The sequence below is a fragment of the Sporosarcina sp. FSL K6-2383 genome (genome assembly GCF_038618305.1).
GTDB lineage: Bacteria > Bacillota > Bacilli > Bacillales_A > Planococcaceae > Sporosarcina.
This window is the reverse complement of the sequence record NZ_CP152017.1, coordinates 1,353,276-1,368,750: the sequence shown is the minus strand read 5'-3', so window position 1 is coordinate 1,368,750 and position 15,475 is coordinate 1,353,276. Positions and strand designations below refer to the sequence as shown.

12 protein-coding genes are annotated in these 15,475 nt (G+C 40.6%); 3 read left to right on the top strand and 9 right to left on the bottom strand.

Features of this window, described 5'->3' with window-relative positions; genetic code table 11:
* Positions 1 to 120: 120 nt before the first annotated feature.
* Complete coding sequence (locus tag MKZ10_RS06830) at positions 121 to 276, bottom strand: aspartyl-phosphate phosphatase Spo0E family protein (RefSeq protein ID WP_342509088.1); 156 nt, start codon at positions 274 to 276, stop codon at positions 121 to 123.
* Between the two features lie 247 nt (positions 277 to 523).
* On the opposite strand from MKZ10_RS06830, the gene MKZ10_RS06825 reads away from it, so the two are divergent.
* Both MKZ10_RS06825 and MKZ10_RS06820 read left to right on the top strand, forming a co-directional pair.
* Positions 524 to 721: a DUF2187 family protein gene (locus MKZ10_RS06825; protein ID WP_342509085.1), complete on the top strand. Its 198-nt coding sequence runs from the start codon at positions 524 to 526 to the stop codon at positions 719 to 721.
* 48 nt (positions 722 to 769) lie between these two features.
* Positions 770 to 1,381, top strand: coding sequence for a hypothetical protein (locus MKZ10_RS06820; protein ID WP_342509083.1), 612 nt, complete (start codon positions 770 to 772; stop codon positions 1,379 to 1,381).
* A gap of 85 nt (positions 1,382 to 1,466) precedes the next feature.
* Here MKZ10_RS06820 and MKZ10_RS06815 read toward each other — a convergent pair whose 3' ends face one another.
* Entirely contained in the window at positions 1,467 to 1,907 is a 441-nt protein-coding gene (locus MKZ10_RS06815) for a MarR family transcriptional regulator (protein ID WP_342509082.1), read from the bottom strand.
* A 98-nt stretch (positions 1,908 to 2,005) separates the two neighbouring features.
* A complete protein-coding gene (locus MKZ10_RS06810) occupies positions 2,006 to 3,439 on the bottom strand; it encodes an ATP-binding protein (RefSeq protein ID WP_342509080.1) in 1,434 nt (477 codons plus the stop codon).
* A gap of 191 nt (positions 3,440 to 3,630) precedes the next feature.
* On the opposite strand from MKZ10_RS06810, the gene MKZ10_RS06805 reads away from it, so the two are divergent.
* Positions 3,631 to 5,382, top strand: a complete 1,752-nt coding sequence (locus tag MKZ10_RS06805) for a radical SAM protein (RefSeq protein WP_342509078.1) — start codon at positions 3,631 to 3,633, stop codon at positions 5,380 to 5,382.
* 42 nt (positions 5,383 to 5,424) lie between these two features.
* Here MKZ10_RS06805 and MKZ10_RS06800 read toward each other — a convergent pair whose 3' ends face one another.
* From MKZ10_RS06800 to MKZ10_RS06775, 6 genes are all read right to left on the bottom strand, one after another.
* Positions 5,425 to 6,774: a potassium transporter TrkG gene (locus MKZ10_RS06800; protein ID WP_342509076.1), complete on the bottom strand. Its 1,350-nt coding sequence runs from the start codon at positions 6,772 to 6,774 to the stop codon at positions 5,425 to 5,427.
* 136 nt (positions 6,775 to 6,910) lie between these two features.
* A complete protein-coding gene (locus MKZ10_RS06795; protein WP_342509074.1) occupies positions 6,911 to 7,678 on the bottom strand; it encodes a TerC family protein in 768 nt (255 codons plus the stop codon).
* Positions 7,679 to 7,927: 249 nt separating this feature from the next.
* A complete protein-coding gene (locus MKZ10_RS06790; RefSeq protein WP_342509072.1) occupies positions 7,928 to 9,016 on the bottom strand; it encodes an SDR family oxidoreductase in 1,089 nt (362 codons plus the stop codon).
* A gap of 203 nt (positions 9,017 to 9,219) precedes the next feature.
* Positions 9,220 to 12,285 carry an efflux RND transporter permease subunit gene (locus MKZ10_RS06785; RefSeq protein ID WP_342510072.1) on the bottom strand — a complete coding sequence of 1,022 codons (3,066 nt, stop codon included), beginning with the start codon at positions 12,283 to 12,285 and terminating at the stop codon, positions 9,220 to 9,222.
* A 300-nt stretch (positions 12,286 to 12,585) separates the two neighbouring features.
* Complete coding sequence (locus MKZ10_RS06780) at positions 12,586 to 13,170, bottom strand: lipoprotein BA_5634 family protein (RefSeq protein WP_342509070.1); 585 nt, start codon at positions 13,168 to 13,170, stop codon at positions 12,586 to 12,588.
* Between the two features lie 727 nt (positions 13,171 to 13,897).
* Entirely contained in the window at positions 13,898 to 15,472 is a 1,575-nt protein-coding gene (locus MKZ10_RS06775) for a peptide chain release factor 3 (RefSeq protein WP_342509067.1), read from the bottom strand.
* Between the last annotated feature and the right edge of the window lie 3 nt (positions 15,473 to 15,475).

Here is a 15,475-nt window from a genome sequence, read left to right as displayed (position 1 = left end):
CTCAAAAGGGGGAAATGAGAATGTTGCTGTGTTCACTAGTAATTTCCCCTATTTTTCGACACATTAAACATCTTTTATAAATAATTATTTTTATTTTTCGAACACAATTACTCTTCTTGATTAAGATAAGTCCTTACGCTTGTCAAACTGGTTCATGAGGCTGTCAAGTTTTCTACTTAACTCAAGCGTTTCATCGGCGATTAGACCTTCTTTATCGGCTGCCCCCATCATAGCTTCACGCATCATTTCAATCTCTTCTTCCAAGTCAGACTCCAAGACAATCCCTCCATCAATGGAATAACATATAGCTACATCCCCTATTATACAGGAATCTTCACTTAAAAAGCGACGCTCCTTACTAAACAACTCTTCAAAAAAATATTTACAATCTGCCAATAACGATAGAAATTGAAAACACTTTACGTTACACTATTTTTAAGGCACACTATAAACGATTAACCTAAAGTGATAATCAACCATTTTGACGCCAAGACTAGACTATTCATAAAGGAGTTGTACTAAAATGTTAATTGCAGCGGTCGGCAATATTATCGAATTCAAAGATGGCCTACAAGGGATTGTTGAAAAAGTAAATGAAAACTCAGTCATTGTAGACCTTACATATATGGAAAACTTTGAAGAGCTTGAAATGGAAGAAAAAACAGTCATCAACCACAAACGTTATACAATCATTCATGGTGAAGGCCAAATTAAGGAATGAAACATTAACGAATTGAGTTCGTCCAATTTAGTATAGGAGGGGTTTTCGATGAAGAGCAAATGGAGTTTTTTATATGCAGCAATCGCGACCGCTTTACTACTTACTGCATGCGGAACAGATACCGGTAAGGACAATACCGACGGCAGTACAAATGGAACTGCAAACCCAGTAGAGGATATAGACAAAGGTATTGATGACAAGCAAGAACCAACAGACCCTGTTGCATCGAATAACGAAATGGAAAAAGCGACAGTAACAGATAGTGATGAACAAAACTATACAATCGCTGTCCTTCCCGATTATACATTGACAAGCGAAGAACCTGGTAAGGATAGCCTATTCTTTGATGCAGATGGTTCGCAGTTCATGCGCATCGAAACGATCGCAAACGAGCCAGGTACATATGACCATCTCGTTGAAAACATGATTGCTATCCTTGAAGCGACAAACGAAGCAAGCACGCCAGCTAAATTGACTGATGAAGCTGCAATTCCTACAGGCGAAGGAATTGAAAATGCTACAGTTTTTGCTAATGGATCTGTTACAGGTATTGTCTTTGAGCGTGGGAGCATGATTGTTAGACTAACGATTTTCGACTCTCCAAATAAAGAGCATTTCTTAAACTTCCTGCACATGGGTGAAACGATTGTAACAAAATAAATCAAATCAAATAGAGCCGTATGGAAAACCATTCCATACGGTTTTTCATTAATAAAAAACGGCACTCTTAGCGAGATGCCGTCATTCATGACAAATCTTTCACTGATAGACCTAACTTGCGGATTAAATCAATTGCCAGCCCTTGCTCTTCCACTGTCAAAGCAGACATGATCGACTCAATATGTTCTGCATGTTCCGGAAATATGGAAGTCATTAACTCCATCCCTTTAGATGTAATTGACATATATGTGATACGCTTATCCTCTTTGCAAAATACGCGTTCCAATAGCCCGCGCTGTTCTAGCTTATCCACAACATATGTCATTGAACCACTTCGCAACAAAATTTTCTGACCTATTTTCTGGATCGGTTGTTTCCCCTTATGGTAAAGGAGTTCAAGAACTGCGAATTCAGTCGGATTCAGTCCGTATTTGTTACTCGTTATATTAGCCTCTTCTAAAATTACTTTACTTGCCCTCGTAAGGACAATAAATAACTTTAAGGCTTGTTCTGTATTTGTTGTCATTTTCTGTTCCACCTTTTGTCTCACACTAAAGAGTCGCCACTATTATAACGGTAAGCATCCCCTTCTGTCAAAAGAGAACAAGTGTAGAAACGGTTACTTCATGATGATAATAACTTTTTGTCTTCCTGAACCGGACTCTTCATATGGGAAATAACGAGCGGAAATGTTATGATGAAGGTTGTGCCTTGATCAATCTCACTTTCAACTGAAATGGTCCCCCCGTGTTCTTCAACTACTTTAAGAACAAAAGGTAAACCCAGTCCTGTCCCTTCCGGTTTACTCGTAAAGAACGGCATGAATACCTGATTGATTTGATTGTTATTCATTCCTTTTCCAGTATCAGAAATACTCAGAATTAGTTGCTGCGAATTATCCGACTCAATCGAAGTCGTTAAAATTCCACCAGGAGACATTGCCTCAAAAGCATTTTTAAAGAGATTGAGGAGCACCTGCTTCATTTTGTCTGCATCAGCATTCATCAACGTATTTTGCATACCCGTCTCTTTTTGCTCGATAGAGATTCCTTCCAATATCGCTTTAGGCTGCATGACTCGGACCATATCAGCTACTAATACCTCTAGAGAGAGCAACGTCTTTTTATTCAATCCAGGCTTAGACAGAATGAGCATCTCACTCAATATCGACTCCATTCTTGTTACTTCCCCTTCTATTACTGCAAGGTATTTTATCGCATCACCATTGGCAGATAGCTTCAATAGTTGGACAAAGCCCTTTAGTGTCGTCATCGGGTTTCTAATTTCATGAGCAATACTAGCTGCCAATTCACCAACTGTTGACAATGAACCAGAGTGGGCTAATCGCTCCTCTAAAAGTATTTTCTCTGTTCGATCATTCATACGTATCAAATACATTTTAGTTTTACTATCGAAAAAAGTAGATATATGATAATATCTTATATCGTCAACGGTTCGTTCATATCGTTTTGTTTCTTCTGCATACCCATAGATGTGTACGTCTCTTTTATATTTAAGAAATAGTTCAGGATCCCCCTGAAGTAATGTTGCGAGTACAGATGCATCGTTACCTACAAAATAGTCTTTAGGCATATTTAAAAATGCAGTATGCATATCGTTGACATCTAGGATGATACCTTGCTGATCTACAACGACCATGAAACTGTCCGAGTTATGAAAAGCATGTACATATGCTCTTCCTGCAAGATTATCGTCATAGTTCTGAATGTCAAAAAACGCAACAATCTGATGAACGTCATCTATATACATGAGATGCACTTTTGTAGCATGTATACTACCAGATACGGTTCGAATCTCCACATCTATGATTTTTTGTTCACATTCATGTAAGCAGCCGAGAACTTCATCCCACTGCTTTATAGATTGTTCGTCAATGAACTGCTCAATACTTGTCTCCTCTTGGACACCAAATTTTTTTTTGAATGTATTGTTTACAAATAATAACGTACCTGAGAGATTAAAAACTACACCCGGTCTTTCTACGTCTTTTAATAAAAAAATGATATGTTTCATTACCTTTTCCTTTTTACATTTCAAGTGTATTCCTCCTGATCCTTTTTCAAGACAGTATGAAAAATAGCAATGATTCATGCAGAAAGGTCAAATTTATGCAAAACGCCACTAATTCTGATTATTCCATATCCTTAATGTGTTGGATATAGAACTTTTTGCCTAAATTCAAAAATGAATAATGTGTAATAACTATAATAGAAAAGAGGACTCAAACAATGAACATCATACTTTCAACGTTAAATGCGAAATATATTCATACTAATATCGCCATCCGCTATTTAAAATCATATGCATTACCAGAATATAATTCGACCCTTGCTGAATATACAATTAAGGATCCAACGATAAATATCGTATCAGATTTATATCAAAAAATGCCAGACGTTGTCGGATTCAGTCTCTATATCTGGAATATTGAAGAAACGATTAAAGTAATACGTATGCTTAAAAAAGTAAAACCAAATGTCAAAATTATTGCAGGTGGCCCTGAAGTAATGTATGACTACGATTATTGGTTAGAACGCGTACCAGAAATCGATGTGATTGCTATCGGTGAAGGGGAAAGAACCTTTAAACAGTTGTTGGATGTCTTTGCAGGTAAGGAAGATATTTCGACTGTACAAGGAATTGCCTATCATAAGGAAAACCAGTTGAAAATTACAGCTCCTGGCCCAAAACTAGATTTGCGCGAGCTACCTAGTCCTTTTCGCTTCGAGGAAGATATACCGGAACTAGGCAAACGCGTAACGTATATTGAAACAAGCCGTGGTTGTCCATTTTCTTGTCAATTTTGCCTATCCTCTATCGAAGTCGGCGTACGCTACTTCAATCGGGATGCCATTAAAGATGATATTCGTTATTTAATGGCGAATGGTGCCAAAACCATCAAGTTCGTCGATCGAACGTTTAATATTAGTAGAAGTTATGCCATGGAAATGTTCCAATTTTTAATTGATGAACATGTCCCGGGAACGGTATTTCAATTCGAAATTACCGGTGATATTATGCGCCCGGAAGTCATCCATTTCTTGAATGAAAACGCGCCTGCTGGACTATTCCGTTTTGAGATTGGTGTACAGTCTACAAACGATTTAACGAATGAACTTGTGCAACGACGCCAAAACTTTGAAAAACTATCACGGACTGTGACAATGGTCAAAGAAGGCGGAAAGATTGACCAGCATTTAGACTTAATCGCGGGATTGCCTGAAGAGGATTATGCTTCGTTCCGTAATACATTCAATGAGGTTTTCGCCATGCGACCAGAGGAATTACAACTCGGCTTCTTGAAATTGCTACGTGGAACTGGGCTGCGTATCCAAGCGGAACAATACGGTTATACATTTGTTGATGAAGCGCCTTATGAGATATTCTCTAATAATGTACTATCATTCGATGATATTATACGCATCAAGCATACAGAAGATGTCCTCGAAAAGTATTGGAACGATAATCGCTTGCCACGCACTGTCGAATATCTCGTATCAGAGGTTTTTGAAACACCATTCGACTTCTTCCAACAGTTTGGAACGTACTGGGAAACACAGGGCTGGTCCAGAATCGGTCATCAGCTAGAAGACTTATTCACCCGTCTGAACGATTTTCTTGTGGAACATAATCAGACAGATATGGCCATTACACGTAGTCTCATGAAGATGGATTACTTAGCGCATCAGAAATTCCAACCACGGAAAGTATGGTGGCAAGATGATATGCCTACGGACGAGCTTGTCGCGATTGAACAACAACTACTGAACAATCCGAGTATCCTAGGAGAAAGTTTTGCCTCTTACGGTTTAACTGCACGCAATATCCGTAAACAAACATTCATCACACCCATTGCAGTAAACCCCGCAGACGTAGAAATTGGGGTTGTCGAAAAAGCATTTGGCTACCTTGTAACGGTGTTTAAACATGGTGAGCAAGCAAAGTTTTCGTTCTACAACCAAGCGATAGCTATTTCATAATTAAAACAAGGCTGTCCCAATTCAAAGGGACAGCCTTGTTTTTCATCCAATTATCACACGTTCCTTCGGGAAGCGATAATGCGGTTTTTTCGTTTTTCCCCCTAATGTATAAAGGAATGAAATGAGCCCCACCCGCCCGATGAACATCAATGCCATAATGATTACTTTTCCGACACTCGAAAGATCCGATGTAATCCCCAGCGACATTCCACAGGTTCCGAATGCTGATGTAATTTCAAATAATAGTGCAACAGCCGGTACCCCCGGTTCTGTTATGAGTAAAATAAGCAATGCCGTCATGACCATAACAACTGCAACGATAATGACCGCATAGGAACGGAATACATCAATCAGCTTAATCTCCCTGTTAAACACATTAATCACTTCATGACCACGTGCAAAGTTAATGAGAAATAGGATGGCTATCGCAAATGTTGTCGTCCTTATTCCACCCCCAACGGAGCTTGGAGATGCACCAATAAACATCAGCGAGCTAATGAAAATATCCGTTGCTTCACTAAAATGCGTGATATCATGCGTTGTCAATCCCGCTGACCTAGATGATACCGAGTGGAATAGCGCAGTGAAAATTTTTTCATGCCACGCCATACCTTTAAAGGAGTGAAAAGATTCCAATATAAAAATCATCACAGTCCCCCAGACTAGCAGAAGACCAAATGTCACGGTTGTTATTTTAGTAAATAAAGAAAAACGAAAATGTTGTTCTTTTTTCGAGAAATAACTTTTCACTTCGATTAAAACTGGAAAACCAATGGCCCCAAGGATAATCAAAATCATCGTTATTGATTGAACAAAATAATCATTAAAATAAGGAACCATTGATGCGCCGGTAATATCAAATCCTGCATTTGTAGTTGCCGATACCGCCAAAAAAGTACCATTCAGAAGTGCTTCACTAAACGTATCGTAAAATTGCAACATATAAGCCGTTAAAATTGAGCTTCCTATTATTTCAATCAAAAAAATAATCTTAACGATTTCCCTTATCAGATGCACAACTCCCGCCAAGCTATATTGGTTATGATCGACCATAATCAATTGACGCTCACGCAGACCAATTCGCTTTTTGACGATTAACCAAAAAAATGTGCCAATCGACATGATGCCAATCCCACCAAATTGGAGAACAACCATAATCATACACAGCCCGAAAATCGTATACGTATCCCAAATGTTAATCGTCGTCAGCCCCGTTACGCTAACGGCACTGACCGCTGTAAAAAGACTATCCATGAAACTAATCTTGACACCAGGCTTATAAACGCCAGGTAGATTTAGCAACAGAACCGAAAAGGCAATGGCTAAAAAATAATAAAAAACAATAATTTGTGCTGGTGTAAATCTACGAAGATTTTCACGTGTGAATTTCAACTGGATCGCCTGTCCTTTCAGCCATTCAATGGTGTTGTCCCTATTTTAGAGAAGTTGATACAAAAATGAAAGAAGAAACTAGATAAAATAGAAAAAAAGATACCGTATACGATTCACGGCATCTTCTTCATGCAAACTATTTTTTATCTTCCTTACGACTATTCCTCACACCAAACAAATAACCACCAATAACAATTCCTACAAGGACAATCCAAAATGTCAATTTCCATCCAGTCGAATGTGGGAAACCTACGTCAATGATTTGTAATTTTGGATGCGCTAGCGTAAGCACGACCAATTTGACACCTACCCAACCGACAATCAGAAAAGCGGCTGTTTCTAGAGATGGGAATTTCTCTAATAGAACCACGAATTGACGAGCTGCGAAACGCATAATGATCAATCCGATAATACCACCCAATAGCATAACGATAAATTGACCACCATTGATGCCACCGATATCGAAATTACCTAGCGCTGGAAGTGTGATTGCCAGTGCAACCGCAGCCAGCATTGAGTCTAATGCAAATGCAATATCTGCAAGTTCAACCTTCAATACAGTCATCCAGAAACCAGAACCTTTTCGAGATTTTTCATCCTTTTCAGGATCTTCATCTGCATTCTTTCGCTGGTCTAGAAGACTTTTAATGGATATAAATAACAGATACGCGGCTCCTAATGCCTGTATTTGCCAGATATCTACAAGTAACGTAATCATGAACAACGCTGCAAAACGGAAGACAAATGCACCTAGCAACCCATAAAACAAGGCCTTCTTTTGTTGTTCACGTGGTAAATGCTTCACCATAACCGCCATAACGACCGCGTTATCCGCTGCCAATAATCCTTCTAATACAATCAGTACAACGAGTACCCATGCGTATTCTAATAATATTGCTTCCAAATTCATTCCTCCTACAAATTTTTTCAAACAAAAAAGACCCTCACCTAATAAAAGGCAAAGGTCTCGCAAAGTCAGAATTTTGATTTTCAAAAATCTAGCTATCATAACCGATGGCGTCAGCCATGTATTGACGACTATGAAATAGGTTTCCCTAAAGCTACTCCCCCTTGACATAAAGTCAAAAGTTATTAAGTTGTTGGGTACTTTTGTTTTAGTATACCATCTTAATCATAAATGTAAAACAATAAGTCATCCGATTTTAATATGAAAGTCAGGATTTTTTTTATTTTCCTCATAAAATGCCGTCATAGAAGGAATGGATTCGAGAAAATCAGCACAGCTGATGCCACTTCCCGCAAGTAGACTTTGAGCAATCATTGTATCAAATGTGGCATTCCATGTTAAATAATCAATCGTTTCTGCTTCAACACCTAGTTTACGCTGTAGCCAAATCGAAGATAGCCCAGTTTTAGCTATCGCATGCGGCAATCTTCCCTTTGGCTTTTTCCCCGTCAGCTCGACAACCATCGCCTTATAAATCTCCTCAATTGGATGAGGCGATGGATCCGTTAAATGGACAGTTTGTCCTGCCGCCTCCACTTTGCTCGCAAGAAAGACTGTTGCCTGAATAATATAGTCAATCGGCACGACATTTATACAGGCAGTTGTTTTTCCTACATATGGGATGATAGGCATCCATTTTAGGCGATCAATCATATTCATGAAAAAATAAGGTCCGTCAAATTTAATCGTTTTCCCTGTTTTGGAATGACCACGGACAATGCCCGGACGGATAATCGTCACAGCAACATCCGCTTTTAGCTTTTCAACAAGTAGTTCTGCTTCAAACTTCGTTTCCTCGTAATGATTTTTAAAGGCAGCCGGGCGAACCAATTCAGTTTCGAGTAACAACCCTTCTCGCTTTCCCGCCACATAAGCCGTGCTGAAGTACATATAACGGGCGATAGAGGGATGACTGCGTACAAACTCATTAACCTGCCTCGTCCCCTCCACATTGACGTCCCAGGCGATTTCTGCCTTAACAGCCAAATCGTATATTGCCGCCAAATGCCAAACCGTTAATGTCTCTCCATACAACTGGTTCACAGTCTGTTGAGACATCCCTAAATTCACTTGCGTAATATCCCCTACAATGATGTCAAAAGGAATCCCAACATTCATTTCCGTCATTATCGAAGCTGCTTTATCCTTCGCCAATTGCTCTTGCCCTGCTTGCACCACCGCATACAACTTCCCTACTTGCCCAACACGCACCAATTCCTTGATCAATTCAGTCGCGATAAAACCAGGAAATCCCGTAAAAAAATGTGCGCTCATAAGTCAGCCCCCTGATTATTTTATAAATATAACAAGCCGAACAACGAAGGGTTCGGTTTGTATAATTTCTGTGCACTTTACAGAAATTATACATGTAATGACAATCAAGTGTCTAATTACTAGTAAGCTCATTGAACTAATTACCCCAACGGCTGGCACATCCAATGTACAAAAAAGAGCCTCCCATTACAGGAAGCCCTCCATCACTTATCCCCCACTGCACGCCTTCTCGTTTCTCGGTCAAATAAACTATAAATAATCGGTACAATATAAAGCGTCAACAAGGTCGAAGTGAGCAACCCACCAATGACCGCAATCCCCATCGGTTGATTCATTTCGGTTCCCTCCCCAAGCCCTAGTGCTAACGGTAGCAAGCCTAAAATTGTCGTCAATGCCGTCATCAAGATAGGCCGTACCCGGTCCCTTACAGCGACAATAATCGCATCATACGAGCTCAGCCCCGCCTCTTTACGCTGGTTAATATAGTCAACAAGGACAATTCCGTTATTAACGACAATCCCGACAAGAACGAGTACCCCGATAATTACTGTCACACTAATCGGCGTGTTCGTCATAAACAGCCCTACCGCCACACCAATAACCATCAAAGGAACAGAAAACATGATGACAAATGGGTATTTGAATGATTCGAACTGCGCCGCCATCACAATATAAACAAGTACTACAGCAAGCACCAAAGCCATTAGCATATCGTCAATCGCATTTTCAAATAATTCGCGATCTCCACTATACGTCAATTCAACCTCTTCTGGCACCCCTAATTCTGCAATTAAAGCATTTACTTTCTTCGTCATATCTCCAAGTGATTGTGACGACTCATATTTCACATTAAAAGTAACCGAGTGCGCCTGATCAACACGTTGAATGGAGACAGGTCCTTCCGCAATCGACACAGCAGCTACTTCACTTAGCGGCACAAAAGTCCCTGCTGGTGTTCGTAGTTTCAGTTTTTCCAATTGCTCGATACTATCGCGGAATTTCTTGTCATATTGCACATGTACCGCAAGCACTGCTTCATTTTCACCAATAACTTGTGTGGCAAATGAACCCCGTGTGACACTATTGACCGTTTGCGCAATATAATAGGGTGTCAATCCTTGAGCTGCCGCTTTGTCTCGGTCTAGTTGTATTTGGATTTCATCAACCGTATTTTGTAAATTATTCGTTACTTCCATCACCGCATCAAGCCCAGTGAGTTCTTCGTTCAACTCCAACACAGTTTCATTCAATCGAAACTCGTTCGTATCATTCAATGCAAACGACAATGTATTCGGGCTCGAGCCCGCTGCCGTTTGCATAACAAAGCCAATCGTCGCTTCGTCTCCTACTTCCTGCAACACCTTTGGTTGTACAGCATCCACAAATTCAAAAATAGAACGTTCTCTATCGGCAAGTGGCACGAGTTTTACGTAAATTTCAGCAACATTCGCTTTAGATGATCCTTGCGCCATTCCTTCCTGCGTGCCACCCACAAGGCTCACATATACCTCCACATCCGGCTCATCTTTCAACTGCGCCTCAATGCGCTTTACGACCTCATCTGTCGCTGTTGGAGACGAACCATTCGGTAATTTCACCGAAACGCTCACAAATCCTTCGTCCGTTGACGGCAAAAACTCAGTTCCCACCTTGAATAAACCAAAGCCACTTAGTACCAATAATACCACCGTCATGAATAAGATAATTACGCGATACTTCAATGCCCACTTGACTGATCTTTCAAAGCTACCTAGTGATTTCGAGCGCCGTCTGCGTGCTGCTACATTGCGCTTTGGCTTCTTTAACAAATGGCTTGCCATCATCGGAACAACCGTCAATGCAACGACGAGGGATGCAAATAAACTAAATGAAATCGTCAAGGCAAACTCTGTAAAGATTTGACCAATTAGACCGCTAATGAAAATAACCGGAACAAACACAGCTAACGTCGTCAAGGTCGAAGCTGTAATTGCTCCGCCGACCTCTTTCGTCCCTTCAGATGCAGCATGTTTCGGCTCTTTCCCCATCGCTAAATGCCTTTCAATATTTTCAATGACAACAATCGCATTATCGACTAACATCCCAATACCAAGTGCTAGTGCACCTAGCGTCATAATATTAAGTGAGAAATCGGCAAAATACATCAGCACAAACGTGACAATAACAGAGTAGGGAATGGCAACACCAATGATGATTGGACTTTTCACACCTCGCAGGAACAAAAACAAAATGAGCATGGCAAAAATACCACCCAGTATGAGAGACTGCCCGATATTATTAATGGCCAGCTTGACGTAATCACCTTGATCAAACAAAATAGCCGCTTCAACACCAGCAAATTCTTCTTTTTCCAGCAGTTTGTCCAATGACTCTTTAAATGCAGTGGAAACATCGGCAGTGTTTGAGCCTGACTCTTGCAGGACAGACATCAGAACAGCTCGCTGATCATTGGCACGCGTAGTGGTAGCAGAGTCTGCTTCCACAAGCGAGACATCCGCGACGTCCCCAATCGTCACTTTGGCTCCTGTTAATGGATTCGCACCGACAATAACACCTCGAATGTCAGCAATCGTCGTCAAGGTACTCAAAATACGAGTCGTCAATTGCTGGCCATCTTGCGTCTCAATCGGCTCGCCCGGCATCGACACATTATTCGCTTGGATCATTTGGACGACATCCGATTGTACAAGCCCGTTAGACTCCAGCTTTTGCTGATCCAAAATAATTTGGACTTCTTCTACTAATTTTCCCGAAACCGTTACACTCGCAACGCCTTCTGTCCGTCGTAATTCAGTTTCCAGCTGCTCTGCAATTTTCCGTATATCCGCTTCATCTGTTGTAGCCCTTAACGACAACTGAATCACTGGAAATTGAGACGGGTCAAATTTCATGAAACGCGGTTTATTGGCCCCCTCTGGAACAGGCACTTGATCCACTCGTTGCATAATATCGAGCTGTACATCGTCAATATTCGTCGACCAATCAAACATGAGCAGAATAAAGTTCGAACCTTCCTGCGACGAAGATTGCATCGATTTCAAGCCTGGTGCGGTCGACAAACTATTTTCAAGAGGCTTCGTCAACTTCTCACTAACCTCAGCTGGTGAAGCTCCCGGATAGCTGGTCACAACAACACCTATCGGCGGGTTCAATTCAGGTATAAGTGTCACCGGAATGCGATAAAATGACACCGCTCCAAGAATGATAACGAGAAACATCGTCACAATCGTAAATACAGGTCTTTTTATCGAGAAATCACTTATTTTCATACGCACGGTCCTTTCCTTCAGAACAATCATTAGGTTAATCATATGTAAAGAACAAGCTGACTTCAAACTACAGCTACTTTTTTGATTAAGTATTGCAAAGGGGTGCATTGTATAAACGACAAAAAGTTCCCGAAATTGTATCTTCGGGAACTTACACTCTCAATAAAAAATCGTCTATTCCTTGCTTTTCAAACAACAGTATTTTTCACTTGAACTTTGTAGATATGCGAAACCTTGATATTTCTTGGGAATGAAAGAATAATTAACCTACGTTCTAGACAAAAGTAATTACCTGAACCATCAGTCTTGTATTCGAACTAGCTGTGTTTTTTCGACTTCATACCTTAACCCCTCAGCACTTGGATCTGTGTCGTACTTTAATATAGCCATTGTTTTTTCTGTTCCTGCTAAAGAAGCCCAATCTTCATCATTTACAATTAAAAATAGGTCTGTAAATACTCTTCCTTCCCCAATGACCAAATTACCTTCATCCTTAATGGTGATATTCTCTATTTCCAATTCGTATGCTTTGTCCTTAGTAAAAAGCAATCCTTCGCCTTTAGCTACTTTCGAAAGAGATGAAATTACTTCCGTTTTAGCTTTTGCTTGATTTGTTATTTCACTTATTAATTTTTTCTTTACAAGTGATTGAGCTGTTTTTTCTGCTAAGATCATGATTTCGCGATCATCTTTTATTAACATCTTGAATTTATGCTGCTCTTCTTCTATAAAATCATCTTTTTCTTTTTCTTTCTCCACGGCTTTTACAACTTCCTCTTCTTCTCCATATAAGATTACTCCATTTGCCTTTGCAAACAAACCGCAACCGGTTAGTACCATTACCGCCATAAGTGCTGTGAAGATACCTAGTATTGTTTTTTTCATTTTGTTTAGCTCCTTTTCTATTTGATTACTTTCTCTGTTCTTAATTTCATTATAGGAGGGATATAGGTTTCTAGCCCTCGTTTCAGATGACGTTGACATGACAATATTGCAACCTTGTATGTTTCAGCAATGGGTGGGAGAGACGCTGCAGATAAGAGATTGGAAGTCATTAGACGAAAGCGAACCAGAAATAATCCAAGAACAAAAGCGCTAAAGCACCTCTATCCGTGTCCCGAGTGAATAGTTTATACTATGGACTTTTTTCGCTCTTCGCAAGGAAAACTGGACTACCTATTTCGCAAACTCGACTACCTATATGACAAACTGAACTACCTTTCATGATAACTCGACTACCTCAGAGAAACTGGACTACCCTTTTCGAAAACTCGACTACCTATATGACAAACTGAGCTACCTTTCATGATAACTCGACTACCTCAGAGAAACTGGACTACCCTTTTGGCAAACTCAACTACCTATATGACAAACTGAGCTACCTTTCATGATAACTCGACTACCCTGGGTAAACTGGACTACCCTTTTGGCAAACTCAACTACCTATCTAACGAACTGAACCACCTTTCCCCAAAATTCGACTACCCCGGGGAAATCCCTTTGAGTTTAAATATAAAGACTCAACAAAATCCATAATGAGGAAATTTTATAATTTAATAAGCAATGAAAAAAACCTAGTAAAGCGGTTAGACCGCGTTTACTAGGTTTTTCATCATAACAAGCTATATAACCGGATGTCCGGATATTTATCGTGGAACCAACGCATGGCGAAGTCATTTTCAAATAAGAACACTAAATTATCATAGCGATCCTTCACGAGCATTGCGCGCTGCCCTGTCATCGATTCTTTCACGTCGCTTTCGTTTTCAATCCAGCGCGCTACTTTCGATCCGACGTGTTCCATGCGTACTTCCACATTGTATTCATTTTTCATGCGGTGCTCAAACACTTCAAATTGTAGTTGACCAACTGCCCCGAGCAATACTTCTTCTGTATGAAGCGTTCGGTAATATTGGATAGCCCCTTCTTGGACAAGCTGCAAAATCCCTTTATGGAAATGCTTCGATTTCATAACGTTTTTCGCCGTTACACGCACGAAAAGCTCTGGCGTAAACTGTGGCAATGCATCGAATTGGAAGGATGATTTCCCACCGATGACTGTATCACCAATTTGGTAGTTCCCTGTATCATGCAAGCCGATAATATCGCCAGCTACCGCCTCATCGACAGTTTCACGGTCATCCGCTAGGAATTGCGTCGTCTGTGTCAACTTAAATGTTTTCGAAATACGTGGCACAGTGACGGTCATCCCACGTTCGAATGCGCCTGAAACGATACGGACAAACGCGATACGGTCTCGATGCATCGGGTTCATATTCGCTTGAATTTTGAAGATGAAACCTGAAAACTCTTCCGAATACGGATTGACTTCTGCTTCATCCTTCGTCATGCGTGATTGTGGCGCTGGCGCAAATTGTAAAAATGTTTCTAAAAATGTTTGCACACCAAAGTTTGTCAACGCACTGCCGAAAAATACCGGCGTTAGTTCACCTTTCGCCACACGTTCTTCATCAAAATCATTACCTGCTTCGTTTAATAAAAGAACGTCTTCGAGTGCTTGTTTATAATAAGATGTTTCTGCCATCGGATGTTCTTCAGCAAGTCCACCGTCTTCATTCAACGTAAGAAAACGTTTTTCATCTTCCACGCGAACCTGTTCAATACGATTATTGAAACGATCGTAAATACCGAGGAACTCTTTCCCCATCCCGATCGGCCAGTTCATCGCATAGGATTCAATACCAAGCACTTCTTCCAATTCTTCCATTAATTCAAGTGGCTCTTTCCCTTGACGGTCCATTTTGTTGATGAACGTAAAGATCGGAATCCCACGCATACGACAAACCTTAAATAATTTAATCGTCTGTGGCTCAATCCCTTTGGCCGAGTCGACCATCATGACTGCGGCATCAACAGCCATTAACGTACGGTACGTATCCTCACTGAAATCTTCGTGTCCAGGTGTATCGAGAATGTTGACGCGCTTGCCGTCATAGTCAAATTGCATAACGGATGATGTAACCGAAATTCCACGCTGCTTCTCAATTTCCATCCAGTCAGACGTCGCAAATTTCCCCGTCTTCTTTCCTTTCACTGTACCTGCATCACGAATCGCACCACCGAAATAAAGCAATTTCTCCGTAATCGTTGTTTTCCCAGCATCCGGGTGAGAAATGATTGCAAATGTACGCCGTGATGCAATTTCTTCTTGTATAGGTTTATCCATTTT

Excerpts from the sequence above, each read along its gene's own strand:
- MKZ10_RS06825 (WP_342509085.1), top strand. The coding sequence starts at position 524 with ATGTTAATTGCAGCGGTCGGCAATATTATCGAATTCAAAGATGGCCTA.
- MKZ10_RS06820 (WP_342509083.1), top strand. The coding sequence starts at position 770 with ATGAAGAGCAAATGGAGTTTTTTATATGCAGCAATCGCGACCGCTTTA.
- MKZ10_RS06815 (WP_342509082.1), bottom strand. The coding sequence starts at position 1,907 with ATGACAACAAATACAGAACAAGCCTTAAAGTTATTTATTGTCCTTACG.
- MKZ10_RS06805 (WP_342509078.1), top strand. The coding sequence starts at position 3,631 with ATGAACATCATACTTTCAACGTTAAATGCGAAATATATTCATACTAAT.
- MKZ10_RS06790 (WP_342509072.1), bottom strand. The coding sequence starts at position 9,016 with ATGAGCGCACATTTTTTTACGGGATTTCCTGGTTTTATCGCGACTGAA.
- MKZ10_RS06785 (WP_342510072.1), bottom strand. The coding sequence starts at position 12,285 with ATGAAAATAAGTGATTTCTCGATAAAAAGACCTGTATTTACGATTGTG.
- MKZ10_RS06780 (WP_342509070.1), bottom strand. The coding sequence starts at position 13,170 with ATGAAAAAAACAATACTAGGTATCTTCACAGCACTTATGGCGGTAATG.
- MKZ10_RS06775 (WP_342509067.1), bottom strand. The coding sequence starts at position 15,472 with ATGGATAAACCTATACAAGAAGAAATTGCATCACGGCGTACATTTGCA.